Genomic DNA, 25,164 nt, shown 5'->3' on the forward strand with positions numbered 1-25,164 from the left:
AAATACAAATGCAGATTTTCTTCTGAGTTTTTAAAAGATGTTAGATTGAAATTTTCAATCAAAAATTCAGGTAGGATTAATTTCAATAGCTCTATATACGAATCCAATTCTATGCTTTTTTTTTACAAATATCAGAATATTTAATTATTGTTCCCCAGGTTTTGTTCTTGATCCTTCAAGTCCCGCTCTGAGTACTGAAAGCTCCAATTGGCTATGGCTGATTGGAGTTTTTTTTTGCTTAATGGAATTACTTGCTTAAAAACTGTATCCAGCAAAACCCTGTTATGAAAACCGCAGCGGGAGAGGGATAGGAAGAAGCTACCGAAGTAGCCTGGATAGCCCGACAGCATTATAAAAAGGGGCATATAAACATATAGGTTGGAAGCCCCTTTTTATAATGGGTACTCATTATAAATGGAAATTTTTTAAAAAGAAGAGGTTTGATTTTGAAATAAAATCTTTTGTATCCGATTTTACTAATTTGGCTTTAGAGATAAAAAAAACTGCCCCGAGGGACAGCTTTTGTAGCTTCTTATAAGCTTTATAATTATTTAATCATTTCGAAACTTCTTTTTACAAACGCAGTCAGAGCTTCTCCTTTTAATAGGTTTTGAGATAGCTTAGCTAAATCTAAAGCTTGTTTAACTAAGTGTTCCTGATGTGTTTTGTCTTCGGTATTTAAAATGTTTGATGCCAAATCAGAATTAGTATTTACTACCAAATTATACATTTCCGGCATATTTCCCATTCCGAACATTCCACCACCTCCGGTTTGGCTCATTTCTTTCATTCTACGCATAAATTCTGGCTGTGTGATAATAAATGGAGCAGCTTGAGAATCCATAGCTTCTAACTGAACAGTGTATGCTTTTGGGATATATGCTTCTAATGATGTTTTTAAAGTTGCTTTTTCATCATCAGATAATTTTGAAATGGTGTTTTCGTCTTTTTTGATTAAATTGTCGATATGGTCGGAGTCAACACGTACAAAAGTTACATCTTTATTATCGTTTTCGATTTTCTGTATTAAATGCGAGATAATTGGAGAATCTAAAAGCAATACTTCGTAGTTTTTATCTTTCGCTGCCTGAATGTAAGAGTGCTGCTCATCTTTGTTCCCAGCATAAAGAACTACAAGTTTACCATCCTTATCAGTTTGGTTTTCTTTTAGTTTTTCTTTTAATTCTTCTAAAGTAAAATATTTGTCATCTACAGTTGGGTACAAAACAAATGCACCTGCTTTTTCGTAGAATTTGTCTTCAGAAAGCATTCCATATTCTAAAACGATTTTAATATCGTTCCATTTTGATTCAAAATCAGCACGGTTTTCGTTAAATAGCGCTTTTAATTTATCGGCTACTTTACGAGTGATGTAGTTTGAGATTTTTTTAACGGCACCGTCTGCCTGTAAACCAGAACGAGAAACGTTTAATGGAATATCCGGAGAATCAATTACACCTTTTAACATTGTCAGAAATTCAGGTACAATTCCTTCTACGTTATCTGTAACGTAAACCTGATTTTGGTATAGTTGAATTTTATCTTTCTGGATTTGCATGTCTGTACCCAATTTTGGGAAATACAAAATACCAGTTAAGTTAAACGGATAATCTACATTTAAATGAATATTGAATAAAGGCTCCTCAAACTGCATTGGATATAATTCTCTGTAAAAGCTTTTGTAATCTTCTTCAGATAATTCAGATGGTTGTTTTGTCCATGCAGGATTTGGATTGTTGATAATGTTGTCTGTTTCAACTGTCTCATTAACGTAATTTTCGGGAGCATCTTCAGGTTTTGGAAGTGTTTCTGTTCTGGTTCCGAATTTAATTGGAATAGGCATAAATTTATTATACTTATTCAATAATCCACTGATTTTGGAATCTTCTAAAAACTCAAGAGAATCTTCAGCTACATGAAGAATGATTTCTGTACCGCGTGAAGTTTTGTCAGCTGGTTCTAATGTAAACTCAGGACTTCCGTCACATGTCCAGTGTGCCGCTGGCTCATCTTTGTATGATTTTGTAATGATTTCAACTTTTTCAGATACCATAAAAGCAGAATAGAAACCAAGACCAAAATGTCCGATAATTCCAGAATCTTTTGCAGAATCTTTGTATTTGTCTAAAAATTCTTCAGCACCTGAGAAAGCTACCTGATTGATATATTTTTCAACTTCATCAGCGGTCATTCCCAGACCCTGGTCGATAATGTGGATTTTTTTACCCTCTTTATCCACTTTAACTTCGATAATCGGATTACCATATTCTACTTTTGCTTCTCCAATACTGATAAGGTGTTTTAATTTTAAAGTAGCATCGGTTCCGTTTGAAACTAATTCACGTAGGAAAATCTCGTGATCACTGTATAAGAATTTTTTGATTAAGGGAAAGATGTTTTCTACTGAAACATTAATTTTACCTGTTGTCATATTTTTTAATTTTTTTAGTTTAATAAGATGATTTTCACTTATTCAAATTAGATACCAATTCTTTTTGGAATGACAAAATGTCGTATGTGTTAATTTTGAAAGAAAATAATCTGATTTTGGAACAGTATATATTTATGTGAGTTGTATCTTTGTTATAGAATAATCGTTAAACGTGTAAGTATTAACCTAAATAAATGTACAAAAATGAAGAAAATTGTTTTCATTTGCATGATATCCGCAGCCTTATTTGCGTGTAAATCAGCTTCGTCTACAACTGCTTCAAACGAAGCAACACAACTTTCAACAAAACTTGACAGACCTACGCAGGTAGCTTTAAAAGGAAACTGGATACTTACCAATGTATCTTATCCGGGTTCTGATTACATTAAAGTAAATTCTTTTGACCTTGCAGATTCTAAATGCTTCATTGGCAGTACGTGGAACTTTATTTCAAACAATAATAAAGGTTCAATGACACTGAATGCGCCAAATTGTACTGCATTTACTTCTCCAATTGTCTGGAGTATTAATGATCAGGGACTCTTTGTTCTTAAAATTGTTGATCCGGGCGTGAAATCAAAAAATGTTAAATCTGGATATTTGCTAAAAGTTGCCGGTTTAACTGATAATTCATTTCAGCTGATCGATAACATCAATGTTGGTGGTCAAACTAAAGATGTAACTTACCAGTTTCAGAGAGCTAATTAATATTAAAAAAAATAAAGATGAAAAAGATAACAGTTTTAGGATTGAGCAGTTTACTTGTATTAGTTAGTTTTTTTGCAAGTTGCGATTCAGTTAAAAATGCAAATAATACACAAAAAGGTGCAGGGATTGGTGCGGTTGCAGGAGGTGTTATTGGAGGTATTTTAGGTAATAATTTAGGAAAAGGCGGTAATGCGGCTTTAGGTGCTGCAATTGGTGCAGCAGTAGGTGGTGGAACTGGAGCACTTATTGGAAACAAGATGGATAAACAGGCCCGTGAAATTGATCAGGCTCTTCCAGGTGCAGATGTAGAAAGAGTTGGTGAAGGAATTCACTTGACATTGAATGAAAATGCTGTTCGTTTTGATACGAATAAATCAACTTTAACTTCTCAGGCGAAAGCAAACTTAGACAAGTTAGTTCCTGTATTTAATGATTATGGAGATACTAATATTGAAATTTTTGGTTATACTGACAATACAGGTAAGCCGGAATATAACTTAACACTTTCGGGTCAGAGAGCAGCTTCTGTTCAGGCTTATCTGGTTTCAAAAGGGTTGAAATCCAGTCGTTTCAAAACTTCAGGTTTAGGTATTGCAGATCCAATTGCAACAAATGACACTCCGGAGGGAAGGGCTCAAAACCGTCGTGTTGAGTTTGCAATTACTGCAAATGAAAAAATGGTAAATGACGCTAAAGCGCAAGCTGGAAAATAATTAAATTGCAATAAAATTTATTAAAAGCTGTTTCTTAATTGAAGCAGCTTTTTTTTGCCTTTCGAAATTAAACATTGTAAATTTGAACTCTCAATTAGAACACATGCTTGACATTCAAAATATTTCATTTTCGTATACTGAAAAACCAGTTATAAAAAACATTTCTTTTACAATTAATAAAGGAGAAAATATTGCCATTATTGGAGAAAGTGGTTGTGGAAAAAGTACTCTTCTTAAGTTGATATATGGTTTATATGATTTGGATGAGGGCAAAATTTTTTATGATGAAAAGCCAGTTTTAGGACCAAAATATAATTTAATTCCCGGAATGCCTTACATGAAATATCTGGCGCAGGACTTCGATTTGTCACCTTATGAAACTGTTGCTGAAAACGTTGGAAAGTTTCTTTCGAATGGTTTTGCAAACATGAAAAAGCTTCGTGTTCAGGAACTTTTAGAAATGGTAGAAATGGATCAGTTTTCGAATGTAAAAGCAAAATTTTTAAGTGGGGGACAACAACAAAGAGTGGCATTAGTTCGTGTTTTAGCATTAGAGCCTGAGGTTATTTTGCTTGATGAGCCATTTAGCCAAATTGATGCTTTTCGAAAAAATGCTTTACGTCGAAATTTATTCAGATACTTAAAACAGAAAAAAATTACCTGTATCATTGCGACCCACGACAGTACAGATGCGTTATCATTTGCAAATGAAGCCATAGTGATGCGTAATGGTGAAATTATTACCAAAGGAAATCCAACAGAAATTTATACAAATCCATCTTCGAAATATGTGGCGTCTCTTTTTGGAGAAGTTAATGAGATTCCAACTCATTTGTTGCGACTTTCCGAAGATGAAACTGAAAAATCATTAGTTTATCCTCATCAGTTAATTATGGTTGAACATTCTGATTTGGAAGTTAAAGTCAGAAAAACCTATTTTAGAGGAAATCACTATTTAATAGAAACCGTTTATAAAAGGCAATTGATATTTTTTGAGAACGAATTTGATCTGCCTCTGGAAATAACAATTTTCTTAGGCCTTAATTCTTAACGAAACAAGACATCATGGATTTCTTCTGTTTTGTCAAAAATGCTTTTTGCAAAAGGACAAAGCGGAATAATTTTTAGACCATTATTTCTGGCATACTCTACGGCAGCCATAACCAGTTTTTTGCCAACACCTTTTCCATTAAACTCTTCGTTAACTTCTGTATGGTCAATTATAAATTTTGAATCTCCAGCCCAGGTATAAGTCATTTTTCCTGCTTGTTTGTCGTCTTCGATAGCTTCAAAATAGCCTCTTTTAATATCGTTTATTTGTTTGATTTCCATGATAATTAAATTATAGTTGTTTGTATTTTAATAGTGTTGGTAAGCGTTTTATGAATAGGGCATTTTTCAGCAATTAAATGCAATTTTTGCCTTTGGCTTTCGTCAATCTCTCCCGTTAGTTCAATTTTTCGTGTAAATGAAGATACATTTTGTTCGCTGTCTTTTTCAAAATCTACTTTGATGTCAATTTCAGAAACATTCCATTGTTTTCTATTGATATACATTCGTAAAGTAATTAAAGTACAGGAAGCTAAGGCAGAAGCCAAAAGTTCAGACGGACTAAAACCTAAATTTTTTCCTCCAACTTCCTGAGGTTCGTCGGCGATTACAATATTTCCGGTAGCAGATGTTATTTCCGTTCGATACAAACGGGTGTCTATTTTTGCTGAGATAGTTTGCATAAGTTATTTTATTTGTGGTGTTGGTAAAGGAACAAATTCGGTTTCGCCCGGAACTTTAGGAAAGGTCTGTGATGTCCAGTCTTGTTTGGCTTTTTCGATAAGATTTTTATCTGATGAAACAAAATTCCAAAAGATAAAATGTTCTTCCGGGAAAGGTTGTCCCCCAAAAATATATACAGTTGAATTAGCTGCAATTTCAAATTCACAAAGCGTACTGTCGTTTGTGATTAAAATTTGTTTCGGTTCGTAAACATGTTCACCATTTTTGATGCTTCCCTCGAGAATATACAAACCGCTTTCTCCAAATAAATCTTTTCCAATATTGATTTTTTGAGCTTCTTTGCTTTTGATTTCTATAAAATATAGCGGACTATAAACAGGAACTGGTGATTTTTTTCCGAAAGCTTCGCCAGCAATTAGTTTATATGAAACCCCATTTTCTTCCCAAGACGGAATATCCTGTGCTTCAACGTGTGTGAAATTCGGATCCATTTGCTCCAATTCTTTTGGTAATGCTACCCAAATTTGCAAACCGTGAAGCATTTTATCAGAATGTCTTAAGTATTCTGGAGTTCTTTCGGAGTGAACGATTCCTTTTCCTGCCGTCATCCAGTTTACTGCTCCGGGTTTTATTTCTAATTCTGTGCCTAAACTGTCACGATGCATAATGCTTCCTTCAAACAAAAAAGTAAGTGTTGAAAGTCCAATATGCGGATGGGGAGGAACATCCATATTTTCGTATTGATTTAAATGCGCCGGTCCCATGTGGTCAATAAATACAAATGGACCAACGGCTCTTTTTTCACGGAAAGGCAATAATCTCCCTACCATAAAATTGCCAATATTGGCAGCACGTTCTTCGATAATTAAACTGATATTTGACATGGTTGATTTTATTTGAAAACAAAATTACAGTTCCAGTACGATTCTGTAACTTAATTTAGATTAAGAAGTTGTTTTGTTTTTTTAGTGATATAAAAATAAGGAATAAAATATATAGAATTAATGATTTAATTCGTTAACTCAAATTCTAAAACCTCACTTTCAGTTCCATTAATTATAATTGACAATTGATGAATTCCGGTATGAAAAACACGGGTTGTAATGATTTTAAAAGACTGGTTTCTTTCAATTTTAGTTAATTGGTTCGGATGATAAATCTTTTCACTAATCTTAAAAACTTTTTTTGCTAAATGCCCTTTTGCTTTTTTATAATGAACAGCATATTCTAAACGAATTGTTTTTGGTTCTTTGTTTTTATTATTTAGGTAAAAATGAAACTGAAGATACTCTCCAATTTTTACAGTCGGTGTTTTGATTTCGAAAGACGAGAGCTCGATATTTGTGCTTTCCAGACCATAATGGCTCAGAATTTCAGGATGTCCTTGTTTTAATAAAGTGCGACAACCGTGTTTGATGATTCCATCTGTTTCTTTGGTATGACCTTTCCATCTTGAAGCGATTTCAAGTACGATTTGAGGATTATCTTTAGCAATATCATTCAAATTATTGGCAACACTTCTTCGGACATATTCAGAAGAATCATTTTTTAGATTTTCTAAAATTGGAAGAATAGAAGACGGATCTTTTTTTAGGAACGGAATTGCCATTGCCCATGGTAATCTTGGTCTTGAGCCTTCGCTTGCTAATCTTCGGACATGATGGTTTTCGTGCAGAGACCATTTTATCATTTCGTCAATCATTTTTTCTTTATATTTTAAAATGAAAGGACGAACGGCAAACTCACAGCTTATGAATTGCGTAATGAAAACAAAAGCTTTTACAGAAGTTTTAAAATCGTCTAAACCGTAGATTTCGATATAATCAGCAAAGAAAATAAAGGCAAGATTACCATCTGTAAAGCTCTTGCTCTTTAGGTTTTTAATGATTTTATCAATTACAGCAACAGCTTCTGGGAAATTTTGAGGCATAAACTGATGCAGAGCAATCGTAGTATGTTTCATTCGGTCTTTCCATTCTTTTTGGGTAAAATCGCCTTCGTAAATTGCTTCAATGAATTTTTGTTTATTGAACGAAGGAAGCACTTCGGAGACAACCTGACTAAAATTTTCGTAAAAGGAAACCGAGTAAATATCTTTAATTAATCCCATAAATTTTGCTTGATTGATCTCAAAGATATTTAATGTTCTTCTATTTTTCTACCATTAAGAGATTAAGTTTATTAAGATTTTATGCTTAATTTTTATTGGTTTCACAGTTAGTTCAAAAAGAAGTATTTTAATGGTTGCTACTCAACTAAAAGCAGGAAGGTAAATTATGAAACAGAGCTTAATTTTTCTTAATCTCTTAATGGTTGAATAGGAAATTTTTAATGTTTTGTATAACTTTTCATGTTATTGAAACTTTCAAATCCATAAAATATGTCCTAATTTAGCATATTATTAAAAAAAGAAAAATGATAAGCGAAGCTCAGTTTCAGAAAGAATTACAACTTTTGATAAGTAATGCCATCAGAGAAGATGTTGGTACAGGTGATTACAGTTCGCTTGCCTGTATTCCGGATATTGCGCAGGGTCAGGCCAAATTATTGGTAAAAGATCAGGGGATAATTGCGGGGGTTGAACTTGCTAAAATGATATTTGAACATGTTGATCCGAAATTGAAGGTAAAAACGTTTATTGAAGACGGAACTCACGTAGAATATGGTGAAGTCGTATTTGAGGTTTCGGGAAGTTCACAAGCTATTTTAAAAGCCGAAAGAGTGGTTTTGAACACTATGCAGCGTATGTCTGCGATTGCTACAAAAACCAGTCAGTTGATGAAACTTTTGGAAGGAACTGGCGCTAAAATATTAGATACACGCAAAACAACCCCAAATTTCAGGGTCGCAGAAAAATGGGCAGTTAAGATAGGAGGGGGCGAAAACCATCGTTATGCCTTGTATGATATGATTATGTTAAAAGACAATCATATTGATTTTGCAGGTGGAATTACACATGCAATAAAAAAAACCAAAGAGTATCTCAAAGAAAACAACCTTGATTTAAAAATCATTGTTGAAGCTCGTAATTTGGACGAAATCAGGGAAATTTTACTAAGTGACGGCATTCATAGAATTTTGATTGATAATTTTAATTATGAAGATACAAAAACTGCTGTCGCATTAATTGGTAAAAAATGCCAGACAGAATCTTCCGGGAATATCAGTGAAAAAACGATTCGTGAATATGGACTTTGTGGCGTAAATTATATTTCATCAGGAGCTTTAACGCATTCTGTTCACAATATGGATCTAAGTTTGAAAGCTTTTTAAGTTAATTGATTATTAATTTGAAATATAAAACTCTAACGATCTTGAAGGTCAAAAATATAAGAAATTATGTCGCAAGAGATAGAAGAACGAATTGATAAACTGCCTGTAGTGCGTTCTTTAGTCCGGCTTTTAAAGAGAATAAAATTACCCTGGCTGGAAGGTTTTTCATTGTATGATCTGCTGGAAATGTATACTATCGGAATTATCGATGGAGCATTTTCATATCATGCAAGCGCAGTTTCTTTCAGTTTTTTTATGGCTTTGTTTCCTTTTGCGCTGTTTATCTTAAACTTAATTCCGTTTATTCCTATAGATAATTTTCAGGATGATTTTCTGCAATTTGTCCAGCAGGGAGTTCCTCCAAATACATACGATGCAATCAGTAAAATTATTAGTGATATTTTGAATAACAGCCATTCGGGATTACTATCATCAGGATTTTTTCTTTCTATTTTTTTGATGGCGAATGGTATTAACGGCATTTTGAGTGGTTTTGAATCTTCAAAACATGTATTTGATAAGCGTGGTTTTTTGCATCAGTATTTGGTGGCTTTGGCAATTTCGCTTGTAATGACTGTTATATTGTTTGTAACTGTGGCAACAATTGTAGTTTTTGAGGTATTTATTCAAAAAACCATTATTCAGGATGTGCTTAGTGACCGGATTCCGCTGATTATTTTGGGACGTTATATCTTTGTTGTGTTGATGATTTTAATAACATCTTCAATATTACTGCGTTATGGTACTAAACAATATAATAAAGTGCCTTTTATCAGTATAGGGTCTGTTTTTACCACCATTCTAATTGTTATATCTTCGTTCTTTTTTGGGATTTGGGTTATAAAATTTTCAAAATATAACGAACTTTATGGTTCTATTGGGACTTTATTAATTCTAATGTTTTACATTTGGATAAACTGTATGATTCTGCTTTTAGGGTTTGAACTAAATGCAACCATCAGGAAATTAAGACAAAAAAATAAATAGATTATGAAAAATTGGATGTTAACTATTGGTGTTTTTTTTCTAATATTAAGCTCTGTTCAGGCTCAGGGAGTGGTTGGGAAATGGAAAACAATTGACGATGAAACCGGAGAGGTAAAATCAATAGTGGAGGTTTATGAAAAATCCGGAAAAATTTATGCTAAAGTTGTTGATATTCTTCGTGCAGATCATAAAAAAGATGTATGTAAAAAATGTGAAGGTGCAGAAAAAAACAAACCAATTTTAGGAATGGTTATTATGAATGGCCTGAAAAAAGATGGAGATGAGTATAACGGAGGAACGATTTTAGATCCGACGAACGGAAAAAAATATAAATGCTATATTACATTAGAGTCTGCAGATAAATTAAAATTACGTGGTTATGTTGGTATTTCACTTGTGGGAAGAACTCAATACTGGACGAGAGTAAAGAATTAATTTTGTAAAGAAAATATGCGGAAATTAGTTTCGGTAATTCTGTTTCTATTCATTGTTTCAGGTATTTATGGGCAATCTAAGAATTCACCATTACAAATAAGTCATCTTACAGGTGACTTTTATGTTTACAGGACTTTTAACGATTATAAAGGTGTAAAAGTTTCTGCAAATGCTATGTATCTGGTTACAGATAAAGGTGTAATAATGTTTGATTCGCCTTGGGACAAAAAGCAGTTTCAGCCATTATTAGATAGTATAAAAGTAAAGCATAATAAAAATGTTATAATGGTTTTGGGAACTCATTCGCATGATGATCGCGCAGGTGGTTTTGATTTCTACAAAAAAAAAGGGATCAAAACGTATACTATTAAAGCTACTGATGAAATACTGAAAAAGGACAACAAAGAAAGAGCCGAATTTATAATTCCGAATGATACGATATTTACTGTTGGAACACATAAGTTTGAAGTTTATTATCCTGGCAAAGGACACGCTCCGGATAATGTCGTAGTCTGGTTTGATAAAGAAAAAGTGCTTTACGGAGGCTGTTTTATAAAAAGTACCGAAGCAAAAGACTTAGGTTATTTGGGCGATGCAGATGTTAAAGAATGGGAAGGGTCAATCAAAAAGGTTCAGTCGAAATTTAAAAATCCGAAATATATCATTCCGGGTCATGATGACTGGGGTAACGCCCAATCATTAAATTACACACTCAAACTTGTTCACGATTATAATATTTCGAAAAAAGACTCTCAATCTGGTCCAAAATAATTTTATTGGCTTATAAAAATTTTCCATGCATTTCATTGAAGTTATTTTACCGCTTTCTTTAGCTAAGACATTTACTTATCGAATTTCTGAAGCCGAATACCATTTCATAAAAAAGGGAATGCGGGTGGCGGTGCCTTTTGGAAAAAGTAAAATATACACAGCTCTTGTTTTGGATGTTCATCAAAATGCTCCAACATTATATGAGGCTAAAGAAATTCATCAGATTTTAGATGAAAAGCCTATTGCGACAGAAATACAGATTAAACACTGGCTTTGGATTGCAGACTATTATATGTGCGGTATCGGAGATGTTTATCGAGGCGCATTTCCAAGCGGATTGTTACTGGAAAGCGAGACTATTATTTCGCATAAACCCGATGTTACAATAAATGACAGTGAACTTTCAGATGATGAATTTTTGATTTTTGAAGCGTTACAGCATCAAAGTTCGTTGAAAGTACAGGAAATAGCTTCTATTTTAAACAGAAAAAATATACTTCCGATTCTTCAAAAATTAATAGCAAAGGATATTATTTTTCTGGAAGAAGAAATAAAAGAGACCTACAAACCAAAGCTGGTTCGATATGTAAGGCTGCATTCCAAATATGATTCTGATAATGGTTTGAGAGAATTGTTAGAAGTTTTGAAAAGTGCAAAACAAAAAGAAATTGTTTTGGTTTATTTTCAGCTGAATGCTTCAGAAAAAAAGCCAATTACAGTAAAAAAACTCATCGAAGTTTCTAATGTTACATCAAGTGTAGTAAAGACTTTAATTGAAAAAGAAATCTTTGAAGAATATTTTTTGCAGCAGGATCGCGTTTCATTTAAAGGAGAAAAATCAGAAAACGAACTGAAGCTGAGTGAAGCACAGGAAAGTGCTTTTAAAGAAATCAAAGACAGTTTTACACAAAAGGAAGTTTGTTTGCTTCACGGAGTAACTTCTAGCGGGAAAACTGAAATTTATATTAAGCTAATTGAAGAATATTTGCATACCGGAAAGCAGGTATTGTATCTCCTTCCTGAAATTGCACTTACCACGCAATTAGTTTCACGGCTGCGTCTTCATTTTGGAGATAAGGTAGCTGTTTTTCATTCGAAATACAGTAATAATGAAAGAGTCGAAGTATGGAAACAAACGCTTGAAAATTCACCAAAAGCACAAATTGTAATTGGGGCAAGATCGTCTTTGTTTTTACCTTTTAATGATTTAGGGTTATTAATTGTTGACGAAGAACATGAGCAGATTTTTAAACAGACAGATCCTGCGCCAAGATTTCATGCAAGAGATGCAGCAATTGTATTGGCGGGTTTTCATAAAGCGAAAGTGTTATTAGGTTCGGCTACTCCAAGTATAGAGACCTACTTTAATACACAAAATGCTAAATACGGATTGGTAACTCTTGCTGAACGTTATAAAAATGTTCGCTTGCCCGAAGTGATTTTGGTTGATTTGAAAGATAAACATTTCAGGAAAAGAATGAAAGGGCATTTTAGTGACCTTCTGATTGAAGAAATTGCAGAAGCTTTATCTTTAGGTGAGCAGGTTATTTTGTTTCAAAACAGAAGAGGATATTCTCCTGTTATGGAATGTTTGCGATGTGGTCATGTGCCTCATTGTCAACAATGCGATGTGAGTTTGACGTATCATAAACACAAGAATCAGCTGAGATGTCATTATTGTGGGTATTCTATCGCAAAACCGACTAATTGTCACAACTGTTCGAGTATTGATATGACTACAAAAGGTTTTGGGACAGAACAAATAGAGCAGGAGTTGGCAACGCTTTTTCCAAAAGCAAAAACAGCCAGAATGGATCAGGATACCACCCGGGGTAAATTTGGTTTTGAAAAAATTATAGATAATTTCAAAAACCGTGAAATAGATATTTTGGTAGGAACTCAAATGTTGGCCAAAGGTCTGGATTTTGAGAATGTCAGTCTGGTTGGAATTATGAATGCTGATAATATGTTACATCATCCTGATTTTAGAGCCTTCGAGCGCAGTTTTCAAATGATGACACAAGTTGCAGGAAGAGCAGGAAGGTCTGAAAAACAGGGGAAAGCTGTGATTCAGACTTATAATCCAAATCACAATACAATTCAACAGGTTACCAATCATAATTATGCAGGTATGTATAAAGAGCAGTTGTATGACAGGCAGATTTATAAATACCCGCCATATTTTAGGATTATAAAGCTCACATTGAAACATCGCGATTATGATAAGCTGAAGGAAGGGGCGATGTGGATGTATAAGGTTTTAAGTCAGAATTTAAATCTGCCGGTTTTGGGTCCCGAAGAACCTGCAATCAACAGAATCCGAAATGAATATATCAGGGCAATTTTGATTAAAATTCCGCAAAATATGCCATTAGGAAGCACAAAAAAAACTATCCAGAAAATGCTGAATAGTTTTGAAACGGTTGCTCAGTACAGAGCTATAAAGTTAACGGTAAATGTCGATTTTTATTAAGACGATGTTGATAATGCTCTTACCAGATCTTCTTTTTTGTTGCGGCTGAGCGGAATTTTGGTAATACCGATTTCGGCAAATTTGCTGTTAAAGCGTTCCACTTTATCAATGTTAATAATATATGATTTATGTACACGGATAAATTTTTCTTTTGATAAATCGTTTTCAAAAGATTTCATAGTTGAAAGTACTAAATTACTGTCGTCTTCTGTAACCACTCTGACATAATCTCCAAAAGCTTCGATCCATTTGATTTTAGCTGTGAAAATTTTAAGCTTTTTTAGGTTACTTTTGATAAAAATATGTTCACCTTCTTCTTCTTTTACTTCTTTTTTAAGAATGTGCATGTCAATCGCCCTTTTTGCTGAGGCATTAAAACGGTCAACAGCTATAGGTTTTTGGAGGTAGTCGGTAGCGTCATAATCAAAGGCTTTTAAAGCATATTCAGCTTTAGAAGTAATAAAAATAATTTGCGGTTTTGATTTTAAACCGTCAAGAAAATCAAATCCGTTTATAACGGGCATTTCAATATCTAAAAAAATTAAATCTATATTATTCAGAGAGATACAGCTTTTCGCTTCGATTGCATTTGAGAAGTCACCTACTAAGTGCAATCCGGGATGATTGTTAACTAATTTTGCAATAATTGCCCTCTGTATAGAACTATCATCTACAACAACACAGTTTAGTTTCATAAGAGTTTAAATTTAAATAAATTCAGGATAGCATAAGTAAATGTATTACTTTTTTGGAAAAAAAACTATAGAGAACGTCTATTTTTTGCTTTTCAACGAATAAAAGAAAAAAAGTATTGTTTTTTCAGAAATAATACTTACTTTTGCACCCAATTTTAATAAATTAAATACTGTATTTATGAATCATTATGAAACTGTTTTCATTTTAAATCCCGTTTTATCTGAAGTTCAGGTGAAGGAAACAGTAACGAAATTTGAAGAATTTCTTACTAACAGAGGAGCTGAAATGGTATCGAAAGAGGATTGGGGCTTGAAAAAAATGGCTTACGAAATCCAAAACAAAAAAAGTGGTTTTTACCATTTGTTTGAATTTAAAGTTCCGGGAGAAGTTCTTATTGCTTTTGAAACTGAATTTAGACGTGACGAAAGAGTTATGCGTTTCCTGACTGTAAGTCTTGATAAGCATGCAATTTCTTGGGCTGAAAGAAGAAGAGCTAAACTTAAATCTCAAAAAGCTTAATTATCATGGCAACATTACAACAATCTGCTTCAGGAAAAAAAGACGGGGATATCAGATATCTTACGCCTTTGAATATAGAAACTAACAAAACTAAAAAGTATTGTCGTTTCAAAAAATCAGGTATCAAATATATCGATTATAAAGATGCTGATTTCTTATTGAAATTCGTTAATGAGCAAGGAAAAATTCTTCCTCGTCGTTTAACAGGAACTTCTTTGAAATACCAAAGAAAAGTGTCTGTAGCTGTAAAAAGAGCTCGTCACTTAGCTTTAATGCCATACGTGGCCGATTTATTAAAATAATTAAAAACTCTAGTCGCTGGTTTCTGTTCAGGCAGAACCTAACTTCTAAAATATAAGGACAACAACATGGAACTTATTTTAAAACAAGACGTGCAAAACTTAGGATTTAAAGATGATGTAGTATCTGTAAAACCTGGTTATGGTCGTAACTTTTTAATTCCTCAGGGTTTTGCTGTTTTGGCAACTCCTTCTGCTAAAAAAGTTTTAGCTGAAAACCTAAAACAAAGAGCGCACAAAGAAGCTAAAGTTATTGCTGATGCTAAGGCATTAGCTGAAACTTTGAAAGCTCTTGAAATTAAACTTACTGCAAAAGCTGGTGGAGAGAAACTTTTTGGTTCTATCACAAACATTGATATTGCAGAAGCTTTAGAAAAATCAGGTAACGCTATTGATAGAAAATTTATCTCAAGCGGTATCGTAAAACGTACAGGAAAATATTCTGCAAGCATCCGTTTACACAGAGATGTTGTTGTTGATTTACCATACGAAATTATTGCTGAAAAGTAATAATTGTAATTACTTTATAAAAATCCCGATGTGAATCGGGATTTTTTTGTTTACAAACATATAATAAAGGCAGCAGATGAATATTTCTGCTATGGTTTAATTAAAGGAATAAAACAGTATAAATGAAATACGCAAGATTAACAAAGGAGCAATTTGATGAGCTACATGCTGAATTTGCCAGTTTTTTAGCAACTCAGGCAATTGATAAAGCTGAATGGGATTCTCTTAAAATAAATAAACCAGAAGTGGCAGAGCAGGAATTAGATGTTTTCTCTGATTTGATTTGGGAAGGTGTTTTGTCAAGAGCAGAATTTTTAGAGCATTTTTCTAAAAACCATATCTTTTTATTTCAGTGTTTTGATACTCACGTACAGTCTATTGTATTGAAATCATTGGTTCCTGAAACAGATTTTTTGACTAAAGAAGGTTTGCAGTGGTTAAGTGATAATATGTTTACTGATACAATTGAGATGAAAACCGGTAAGAAGGTTTTTACTGAAGATCGTAACTATTCTATTTTTGAATTGATTCAGCAAGGTGCTTTTTTGAGCGATGGACAGCTATTTAAACAAATAAATTCTATTATAGAAGCATAATTCATAAGATAACAAGGTTTAGTGTTTTGTTTTTATTAACTTTTGTTTAATTATTTGATGAGATTGCCACCCGTATTTTTACGGGTTTTTTTATGTTCTAATTTTAATTTTTTTGCTCAAAAACCAATGATTTTTATTTTTCTTTAATTTAAAAACAGGCATATTTTTTTAGTTTACTTTGTAGGTTTATTTTTATTTTTAAATTAAAATTATAAAAAAGCATAGTTTTTTTTATGTTTTTAATAGTTTTTCAAACACTTTATGGTTTGTGTGTTTTATAATGTTTGTATGATTTTTTGAGATTCAGTTTTTTGAAATTATAAACAAATACATTTTTTTTGTTTGTTTTATAAATTATTTTTTTCTAATTTTAGAATATTAAGATTAAACAAAAAAAAATTCAAAGTTTGATTTAATACAAATTTTATAAAAACGGTTGCTTATGGACTTAATATTTACTTTTGTCGGGTTTGCATTCAGTATTACATTTTTTTTAGTTTTAACGGACTTATATCTTATTAAGTTCAGAATGTTAAAATTTGTTTATAACCTTAAATATTACGTCTGTAACTTATTTTTAATTCCTCACCCCAAACAATTGTCTTGTTAATTTAAAATAGATATTCTCTGTTTCTTAAGAGTAGTATTTTCTAATTTTTCAAATTCAATTTTAAAAATTGTTTTTTAGAAAAGCCTAAACTTCTTTTAAAAAGCATAACCTACTTATTAAGGGAATTTCTTATCTGAATTAATCAAACAAATAATTACTCTTTGGAAGTTGGATTATGGTCTTTCTTCCTCAAATTTCAGGACTTTTTTTATTTGATCAATAAAAAAAGATCTTTAGTAGCATTACAATTTCTAAGATTAAAATTAAGCCCAATTATTAGGATATGGCTTGGTTTTGAACTGACTGATTTTTGATTTTTTTTAAATTGTATAAGACTATGTCTTAGTGCAAAAGGGTTTCTATTGTCCATTTCCAAAACTTCCAAATTATGAAAAAAAAATTACAAATTCTTAATCTCAGCTTCCAGAAGGGATTATTAAGAGCATTGTTTTTTTTGCTTTTATTTTCAAATTCTTTTGCTCAAAATGTATGTAGGCCGATTTTCCAGACTAATAGTATTGGTGGTCTTTTGTGTACAGGGATGAGTGTAACAGACCCCGATGATGCGTTTGATACAAGCATGACTTCTTTTGCTTCGATAAGCAATGTACTTGGTTTAGCTTGTTTTGCGCAAGAAACATTAACTTATAATCAAACTGCAAAAGCCGGAGATCAGATTGTAATTTATTTTGGGACAGGAAGCGGTTTGCTTGATCTTAGTCTTTTATCAAATGTGACTATTCAGGCAAAGCTTTCAGGATCAAATGTTGATAGTCCCGTGCCTTTAAACAGCGGATTATTAAATCTTCAATTATTGCCAGGGAATGAAATAGCTGTAATAAAATATACATTGCCCGGAGATGCAAATCAAATCAGGATACAGGTCGGCGGACTAGTTAGTTTATTGGTAAACTTAAGGGTGTATGATGTAAGACTTGATTTTGTAAAACCTACAGTGGCCAACGGTTTAATCCAAACTGTATGTTCCGGAAATTCTTTAAATTTATCAGCTACTCCTGCAGCTGGAACAACGCTTGCCTGGTATAGTTCGACTACATCAACAACGCCGTTGGCATTAGGAAATAGTTATAGTACTCCCAATTTAACGGCTGATACTACATATTATTTAGGGGTTACAAGAGCGGCTGGTTGTGAGGGCAGTGAACGTGTTCCTGTGCAAATTAATGTTTCGAATCCTGTGGCACCGGCAATAAGCGCTTCTGGAACTTCTATCTGTTCTTCGGGAGGAACACAGCAAACTTTATTGTCAGTAATAAATCCAATTCCGGGAACGACTTACAGATGGTATAACGTGCCATCAAATGGTGTTCCTTTAGCTTCTGGAAACACTTATTCACCAACAGTTTCCCAAGGAACTACAAGTTTTTATGTTGAGGCTGTTATAGGAGGCTGCTTGAGTCCGGCAAGAACTCAGGTTGATGTAATTTCGACTGCTATACCTGCAGTTCCAACGGTATTAACCCAAAGTGTAACTATTCAGTCTGGTCAAAACGCTACTTTAAATGCTGCTACTTCTGAACCAGGTGTTACCCTCAATTGGTATGATGTTGCCAGTGGCGGATCTGCAATTGCAATTAATTCACCAACATTTACTACACCAGTTTTAACTGCTTCAAAAACATATTATGTTGAAAGTCAAAGCGCAACTGGAAATTGTGTTAGTGCAAGAGTTCCGGTAGTGATTAATGTTCAGCCAGCAGCTTTAGGAGGTTGTTTAGAAGCAAATAGCCAGCAAACAAATCAAAACGGGTTATGCCTGTTGTGTGGGGTAACAAATCCGAATAATTCTGTTGACGGAAATTCTGCAACCGCAACAAGGCTTACAGTTCCTGTTGGTTTAATAAACGGATGGATACAGCAAACGCTACAATTCAATAATCCGGGAAGAGCAGGAGATATTGTTGATGTTGAATTAGAATTACCAGGCGGACTAGCAGACGTTAGTCTTTTAGCGGCTGTTAGTTTAGCAACTTATAATGGAGCATCTTATAATAATGACAGAGTTTTAATTAATAATTCTCTGGTGACATTGCAATTATTATCCGGAAATCGTTTTAAAGCGAGTGTAGAAGCAGGAGCAGCTTTTGATCGTGTTGAAGTTCGATTAGGAGGCCTGGCTGCAGTATTGACTAGTTTAGATATTTATCAGGCGACTTACAGATATAAAGTTCCTACAGGTTTAACTAATAAAACTATTTGTAGTGGTCAAACTACAACGCTGGAAGCTAATATTGGAGTTGGTGAAACCATTAATTGGTTTGATGTAGCTTCTGGAGGAACTTCTTTGGCAAGTACCACTTCTTTTACCACTCCTGCTTTGACGGTTCCAACTACTTATTATGTAGAAATAACCAGAAATGGCTGTGTCAATAGTGTGCGGTTTCCTGTAACAATATCAATTAACAATCCTGTAGCTCCTGCTATCAATGCAGCTGGTACAATAATTTGTAGTGGCCAGACTACTACATTAAATGTTCAGGCGCCTGTTGGAGGAACTGTTTACAGATGGTATGATGCAGCTACTGCAGGAAATTTAGTGTTTACCGGTACTTCTTTTGCAACACCAAATTTAACTGCTAATACAAATTATTTTGTTGAAGCTGTAATTGGAAGCTGTTTGAGTGCTACACGTACTCAGGTTACTGTAATAGTTAATCCATTACCGGCAGCACCAATTGCTGCCTCATCAAATGTCGTTATTCAGTCAGGACAGAGTGTAGCTTTGCAGGTCTCAAGTCCGGATTCAAATGTGACATTTGACTGGTACGATGTACCGACTAATGGAACTGCTTTGGCAACAGGAACCAATACTTATACTACATCCGCTTTAACGGTAAATAAAACATATTATGTTACAGCGAGAGGTATAACGTCAGGTTGTACAAGCAGTACGAGAACGGCAATAAATGTTTTGATAAATAATTCAGCAAGCAGTTGTTTGAAGGCTAATTCACAAGTCACAACTTTAGATCCGGGTTTACTATGTGTTTTGTGTAGTTTCAGCAATCCTGGAGGATCTGTCGATACGAATCCAAGTACATTTACCAGACTTTCTACAGTTGCAGGGATAGCTGGAGCCTATGTAGAACAAGTCGTGAATTTTCCAACAACTGGGCAAGCAGGAGATATTATAGAGGTCGAACTAGAATTGCCTGGAGGATTAGCCGATGTTTCATTATTAGGCGGAGTTAGTTTAGCAACGTATAATGGTGTAACTTACAACAATGACAGACGCTTTCTTACTGATAATTTGTTGAGCTTACAGCTATTATCAGGAGATAGATTTAAAGCTAGTTTTACAGCAACAGCCACATTTAATAAAGTTGAAATTCGATTAGGAGGATTGGTTACTTTATTAACAAATTTAGATATTTATGGAGCTTCATATAGATTTAAAGATGCTGTAATAGATGCTAATACTACAACCCCAATTTGTAGTGGTCAAACAATCAGTTTAGAAGCTACATCCAATATAGCTGGAGAAACATTTAAATGGTATGATGCAGCAAGTGGAGGAACAGAACTTTCTCCTGTAGCAACATATACAACACCGGCTTTAGCAGCAACAACAACTTACTATGTAGAGGCAACACGTGACGGAACTTGTGTAAACAGTGTTCGCCAACCCGTTACCGTGACAGTATCACCATTTGCAACAGCTTTAGATGTGACAATTAATACTCCATTAGAGGCATCTTGTGCCGGAAGTGTCGTGTTATCTCCAACATCAGCTTTAGTCGGAGCACAATTCAAATATTATACAGATCAAAATAAAACACAGGAAATTATAACCGGTTCTACAGTTGTTGCACAGCCAGGAGTAACTTTTTCTAAAAATCCAACAACAGGGGCATTAACAATTAATGGTCTAAGTTCAGTTGTACCATCTTATAATTATTATGTATCTGTTGTTAATGCAGTAACTTGTGAAAATGATATAAATACGCTGAAACAAGTGACAGTTAATTCTCCTTCAGTTACACCTTTAACAGTAATTGGTACGACTTTGGAAGGTTGTGGAACTGTAAATTTGGCTAATGCGATTACAGGTTTGGATACAACAGGAAATACAACTTATACTTTCTATGATCCTTCAAATAATATTTTACCTGCAGCTGCTGCAGCGAATATAAATACAAGTGGTGTTTACTCAATTCAGGCTCAGGGTAACGGTGTTACATGTCCATCCGGAAAATTACCGGTAACAGTTTCTGTTAACCCGTTACCAAGTTTGGTTGTTGCCACACCTTTCTTATCAGTAAATGCGGGAACTAATGTTTTGCTTAACGCAACTTCAAGCGGAACATTAGCATGGTTTGATCCTCAGGGAAATGCTTTAACAGGTCCTGTATTTACAACAGGAGTTTTAAATACTCCTGGAATCTATACGTATACTGTAGTTGCGACAAGTGCTCTTAATTGTTCCGCTTCAGCAACAATTACTATCAATGTTGTGGATCCTAATAGCTGTCAATTATTGACAGAAAGAGTGTATGCTAACGGGCAAAGTTTCGGTTCAATAGTAACAGGGGGAGTAGCTGATCCAACTAATGCTATTGATGGGAATCCACAAACTTATTCAACAATAGTAACAGGACTAGGTCTTTTGGGAGTTGGTACTACATGGCAGAATTTGACATGGCCGACTAATATTGTAAAGGGGACACCTGTTACTGTTAAATTGGGATCAGAATACAGCGGAGTTGCTGTTGCACAAGGATTGTCTGTGGTGGGTACTAAAAATGGAGTTCCTATTGGAGCAATGCAGCCTGTTTCGGGCTCACTATTGAATTTATTACCAGGAGAAAAATCATATGAGGTTACTTTTGTTCCTGCAAATTCATCCGGACCGCAAGATTATGACGGAATAAGAGTAATATCCGGAGCACTTTTGAGTGTTGCCCAAAACACTAAAGTATTTGATGCTTATTATACGAAAAAAGTTTCAACAGTAACCTGTACTCCGGGTGATGTTCAGGATGTTTTTTATGGAGCGGCAGACTTAGGAATAGGAGCTTTAACTTCGACAGTTGGAGTTAGCGATGCATGGAATGTAGCAGATAATGACGTTTCTACTTATGCAACCATGTATAGCGGGGCTGGAGTTTTGGCTGCAGCAGATTTGACGGTTACATTTAAAACCCCGTCAATAGTAAGTGATACATTAAGACTTGTGGTTTCTAAACCAGGAGCTCTTTTAGATGTTAATTTACTTACCGGATTTAGTATTCAGCGTTATTTAGGAAATGTTGCTGTTGGCGCTCCAATTCAAAGCAATAGTACACTATTAAGTATTAGAGTATTGCCTGGAAATACAATGTCAATGGTACTTGTTTCTTCTCTTCCTGAAGCATATGACCGCGTAAGAATTCGTTTTGGAGGTGTTGCGGGAGTCTTAGACTTTCTTAGAGTTCACACAGTTGAACGGGTAGCAAATACGAAAGTAATTGGAAGCGATCCTGATAATAAAGTTACGGTTTGTGCAGGAACAGATATTACACTTCAGATTCCAACAGATGCCTGTTCAAATTATGTATGGTATGATTTGCCAACAGGAGGTTCTGTTGTTGCGAATGGAATTACTTTTACAGTTCCTTCTACATTAGCAGCCGGGATTTATAAATATTATGTGCAACCAGTAAGATATGGTTGTGAGGCTTTGTCAAGAGGAGAAGTTACCGTTGAAGTCAGAGCTTCAAGTCCTGAAAATGCTTTAACCAACATAACCCTTAATGGAGGAACAGATACTTCGATTTGTTCTCCAACAGGAACGATAACTTTAAACACCAGTTTAAGCGGAACTCCGTCATTAACGAATCCGGTTTATTATTGGTATAATTTTGACGGAACAACAAGTCAATTAATTGCAGGAGAAACAACAAGTCAGTTAATTAGAAATGGATTGATTCCCGGGACTTATACTTATTTTGTAGGAGTTAGTTCAGATGAGTTTTGTGAAACTGCAGCAGCAGACAGAAAACAAATTACTTTTACAATATTGCCTCCATCAGTTCAAAACGATATTTTAGTTGATGATACAGCAGTTTGCCATAATGTTCCGGCAACCTTAACACCCACAAGTGCATTAACAACTCCTGTATTTTCATGGTATTTTGATGCGAATAAAACTCAGCCTATAACAAATGGAACCGTAAGTGGCGTAACCTATGCCATAAGTTCTACAGGAGTTTTAACAGTGACAGGCTTAACACGTGCTGTGAGTCCGGTTACGTATTATGTTGGAGTTTCAAGTGATACAACTTGTGAAAACATAGTGGGGACACTTCAAACAGCAAATGTGATAATAAACGATCCGGCTATACCAACTACCACAGATAATACACAGGATTTCTGTTTGGTAAATGCGCCAACGGTTGCCAATATTCAGGTAAATGAATCGAATGTGGTTTGGTATAATTCATTGACCAGCACCACAGCGATTGCAACAACAACGGCTTTAGCAAACGGAATGTATTACGGAGCGATTTTGGATCCGCTAACAGGTTGTGAAAGCTCCGTTCGTTTACAGGTTACGGTTAATGTTAATGATCCGGGAACTCCAACTACAACAGATGCGACACAGGATTTCTGCTTGATAAGTGCGCCGACAGTTGCCAATATTCAGGTAGATCAGGCTAATGTGGTTTGGTATAATTCATTGACCAGCACCACAGCTATTGCACCAACAACGGCTTTAGCCAACGGAACTTATTTTGGAGCTATTTTAGACCCAGCAACCAATTGCGAAAGTGCTGTTAGACTACAGGTGGGCGTTATAATAAATGATCCGGGAACACCAACTACTACAGATACAACACAGGATTTTTGTTTGGTAAATGCGCCGACAGTTGCGAATATTCAGGTAAACGAAGCAAATGTGGTTTGGTATAATTCATTGACCAGCACTACAGCGATTGCACCGACAACAGCTTTAGCAAACGGAACTTATTTTGGAGCTATTTTAGACCCAGCAACCAATTGTGAAAGCGCTGTTAGACTACAGGTTGCTGTAACAATCAGCGATCCGGGCACACCGACTACCGCAGATGTAACACAGGATTTCTGTTTAGTAAATGCGCCAACGGTTGCCAATATTCAGGTAGATCAGACTAATGTAGTTTGGTATGATTCCTTGACCAGCACAACCGCAATTGCACCGACAACTGCTTTAGCCAACGGAACTTATTTTGGAGCTATTTTAGACCCAGCAACCAATTGCGAAAGTGCTGTTAGACTACAGGTGAGCGTTACAATAAATGATCCGGGCACACCAACTACCGCAGATGCAACACAGGATTTCTGTTTGGTAAATGCGCCAACGGTTGCCAATATTCAGGTGAATGAATCCAATGTGGTTTGGTATAATTCATTGACCAGCACCACAGCGATTGCACCAACAACTGCTTTAGCAAACGGAACTTATTTTGGAGCTATTTTAGACCCAGCAACCAATTGCGAAAGCGCTGTTAGACTGCAGGTTGCTGTAATAATCAACGATCCGGGCACACCGACTACCGCAGATGCGACACAGGATTTCTGCTTGGTAAATGCGCCAACGGTTGCCAATATTCAGGTAAATGAATCGAATGTGGTTTGGTATGATTCATTGAACAGCACCACAGCGATTGCACCAACAACGGCTTTAGCAAACGGAACTTATTTTGGAGCTATTTTAGACCCAGCAACTAATTGTGAAAGCGCTGTTAGACTACAGGTTGCTGTAACAATCAACGATCCGGGCACACCAACTACCACAGATAACACACAGGATTTCTGTTTGGTAAATGCGCCAACGGTTGCCAATATTCAGGTAAATCAGGCTAATGTGGTTTGGTATAATTCATTGACCAGCACCACAGCTATTGCACCAACAACGGCTTTGGTAAACGGAACTTATTTTGGAGCTATTTTAGACCCAGCAACCAATTGCGAAAGTGCTGTTAGACTACAGGTTGCTGTAACAATCAACGATCCGGGCACACCAACTACCACAGATAACACACAGGATTTCTGTTTGGTAAATGCGCCAACGGTTGCCAATATTCAGGTAAATCAGGCTAATGTGGTTTGGTATAATTCATTGACCAGCACCACAGCTATTGCACCGACAACTGCTTTGGTAAACGGAACTTATTTTGGAGCTATTTTAGACCCAGCAACTAATTGTGAAAGCGCTGTTAGACTACAGGTTGCTGTAACAATCAGCGATCCGGGCACACCGACTACCGCAGATGCAACACAGGATTTCTGTTTGGTAAATGCGCCAACGGTTGCCAATATTCAGGTGAATGAATCCAACGTAGTTTGGTATAATTCATTGACAAGCACAACTGCGATTGCACCGACAACTGCTTTGGTAAACGGAACTTATTTTGGAGCTATTTTAGA

Annotated in this window: 19 protein-coding genes; 13 read left to right on the forward strand and 6 right to left on the reverse strand. The window is 35.0% G+C overall.

What is annotated here, in order from left to right:
* Window positions 1-547 precede the first annotated feature (547 nt).
* The gene (htpG, locus tag AAEO57_RS12950; RefSeq protein WP_341693260.1) at window positions 548-2,431 is read right to left on the reverse strand and encodes a molecular chaperone HtpG; all 1,884 of its coding nucleotides are present in this window, start codon (window positions 2,429-2,431) and stop codon (window positions 548-550) included.
* A gap of 204 nt (window positions 2,432-2,635) precedes the next feature.
* On the opposite strand from htpG, the gene AAEO57_RS12955 reads away from it, so the two are divergent.
* From AAEO57_RS12955 to AAEO57_RS12965, 3 genes are all read left to right on the forward strand, one after another.
* Window positions 2,636-3,139, forward strand: coding sequence for a lipocalin family protein (locus AAEO57_RS12955; RefSeq protein WP_341693262.1), 504 nt, complete (start codon window positions 2,636-2,638; stop codon window positions 3,137-3,139).
* A gap of 17 nt (window positions 3,140-3,156) precedes the next feature.
* Entirely contained in the window at window positions 3,157-3,852 is a 696-nt protein-coding gene (locus AAEO57_RS12960; protein ID WP_341693264.1) for a YiaD family glycine zipper/OmpA-like lipoprotein, read from the forward strand.
* Between the two features lie 103 nt (window positions 3,853-3,955).
* Window positions 3,956-4,903 carry an ABC transporter ATP-binding protein gene (locus AAEO57_RS12965; protein WP_341693266.1) on the forward strand — a complete coding sequence of 316 codons (948 nt, stop codon included), beginning with the start codon at window positions 3,956-3,958 and terminating at the stop codon, window positions 4,901-4,903.
* Here the strand turns inward: AAEO57_RS12965 and AAEO57_RS12970 are convergent.
* From AAEO57_RS12970 to AAEO57_RS12985, 4 genes are all read right to left on the reverse strand, one after another.
* The gene (locus AAEO57_RS12970; RefSeq protein WP_341693268.1) at window positions 4,900-5,184 is read right to left on the reverse strand and encodes a GNAT family N-acetyltransferase; all 285 of its coding nucleotides are present in this window, start codon (window positions 5,182-5,184) and stop codon (window positions 4,900-4,902) included. The two genes, AAEO57_RS12965 and AAEO57_RS12970, sit on opposite strands and share 4 nt — an antisense overlap.
* A 5-nt stretch (window positions 5,185-5,189) precedes the next feature.
* A complete protein-coding gene (locus tag AAEO57_RS12975; protein ID WP_341693270.1) occupies window positions 5,190-5,585 on the reverse strand; it encodes an OsmC family protein in 396 nt (131 codons plus the stop codon).
* A gap of 3 nt (window positions 5,586-5,588) precedes the next feature.
* Window positions 5,589-6,470: a pirin family protein gene (locus AAEO57_RS12980; protein ID WP_341693272.1), complete on the reverse strand. Its 882-nt coding sequence runs from the start codon at window positions 6,468-6,470 to the stop codon at window positions 5,589-5,591.
* Between the two features lie 125 nt (window positions 6,471-6,595).
* Window positions 6,596-7,696, reverse strand: a complete 1,101-nt coding sequence (locus AAEO57_RS12985; RefSeq protein WP_341693274.1) for a DNA alkylation repair protein — start codon at window positions 7,694-7,696, stop codon at window positions 6,596-6,598.
* Between the two features lie 305 nt (window positions 7,697-8,001).
* On the opposite strand from AAEO57_RS12985, the gene nadC reads away from it, so the two are divergent.
* The 5 genes from nadC to priA all read left to right on the forward strand — a co-directional run bounded on the left by nadC (window position 8,002) and on the right by priA (window position 13,525).
* On the forward strand, window positions 8,002-8,859 hold the full coding sequence (gene nadC / locus AAEO57_RS12990) for a carboxylating nicotinate-nucleotide diphosphorylase (protein WP_341693276.1): 858 nt from the start codon (window positions 8,002-8,004) through the stop codon (window positions 8,857-8,859).
* A 66-nt stretch (window positions 8,860-8,925) separates the two neighbouring features.
* Window positions 8,926-9,846 (forward strand): YihY/virulence factor BrkB family protein, encoded by a 921-nt coding sequence (locus tag AAEO57_RS12995; RefSeq protein WP_341693278.1) that lies wholly within the window; start codon window positions 8,926-8,928, stop codon window positions 9,844-9,846.
* A gap of 3 nt (window positions 9,847-9,849) precedes the next feature.
* Complete coding sequence (locus tag AAEO57_RS13000) at window positions 9,850-10,281, forward strand: DUF2147 domain-containing protein (RefSeq protein WP_341693280.1); 432 nt, start codon at window positions 9,850-9,852, stop codon at window positions 10,279-10,281.
* Between the two features lie 15 nt (window positions 10,282-10,296).
* On the forward strand, window positions 10,297-11,052 hold the full coding sequence (bla-B1-FLAV, locus tag AAEO57_RS13005) for a subclass B1 metallo-beta-lactamase (protein ID WP_341693282.1): 756 nt from the start codon (window positions 10,297-10,299) through the stop codon (window positions 11,050-11,052).
* A 25-nt stretch (window positions 11,053-11,077) separates the two neighbouring features.
* Window positions 11,078-13,525: a replication restart helicase PriA gene (gene priA / locus AAEO57_RS13010; RefSeq protein WP_341693283.1), complete on the forward strand. Its 2,448-nt coding sequence runs from the start codon at window positions 11,078-11,080 to the stop codon at window positions 13,523-13,525.
* Here priA and AAEO57_RS13015 read toward each other — a convergent pair.
* On the reverse strand, window positions 13,522-14,220 hold the full coding sequence (locus AAEO57_RS13015) for a LytR/AlgR family response regulator transcription factor (protein WP_341693284.1): 699 nt from the start codon (window positions 14,218-14,220) through the stop codon (window positions 13,522-13,524). The genes priA and AAEO57_RS13015 overlap by 4 nt on opposite strands.
* A 178-nt stretch (window positions 14,221-14,398) precedes the next feature.
* Here AAEO57_RS13015 and rpsF point away from each other — a divergent pair, with 178 nt between their 5' ends.
* From rpsF to AAEO57_RS13040, 5 genes are all read left to right on the forward strand, one after another.
* On the forward strand, window positions 14,399-14,740 hold the full coding sequence (gene rpsF, locus AAEO57_RS13020; RefSeq protein ID WP_341693285.1) for a 30S ribosomal protein S6: 342 nt from the start codon (window positions 14,399-14,401) through the stop codon (window positions 14,738-14,740).
* Window positions 14,741-14,745: 5 nt separating this feature from the next.
* Window positions 14,746-15,042 (forward strand): 30S ribosomal protein S18, encoded by a 297-nt coding sequence (gene rpsR, locus AAEO57_RS13025; RefSeq protein ID WP_007138295.1) that lies wholly within the window; start codon window positions 14,746-14,748, stop codon window positions 15,040-15,042.
* Window positions 15,043-15,108: 66 nt separating this feature from the next.
* On the forward strand, window positions 15,109-15,549 hold the full coding sequence (rplI, locus tag AAEO57_RS13030; protein WP_341693286.1) for a 50S ribosomal protein L9: 441 nt from the start codon (window positions 15,109-15,111) through the stop codon (window positions 15,547-15,549).
* Between the two features lie 122 nt (window positions 15,550-15,671).
* Window positions 15,672-16,145 carry a DUF6495 family protein gene (locus tag AAEO57_RS13035; protein WP_341693288.1) on the forward strand — a complete coding sequence of 158 codons (474 nt, stop codon included), beginning with the start codon at window positions 15,672-15,674 and terminating at the stop codon, window positions 16,143-16,145.
* Window positions 16,146-17,143: 998 nt separating this feature from the next.
* Window positions 17,144-25,164: Ig-like domain-containing protein (locus AAEO57_RS13040; protein WP_341693290.1), on the forward strand; the 8,021-nt coding region annotated here is incomplete at its 3' end.

This window comes from Flavobacterium calami, assembly GCF_038290035.1.
In the GTDB taxonomy this organism is placed as follows: Bacteria; Bacteroidota; Bacteroidia; order Flavobacteriales; family Flavobacteriaceae; genus Flavobacterium; species Flavobacterium calami.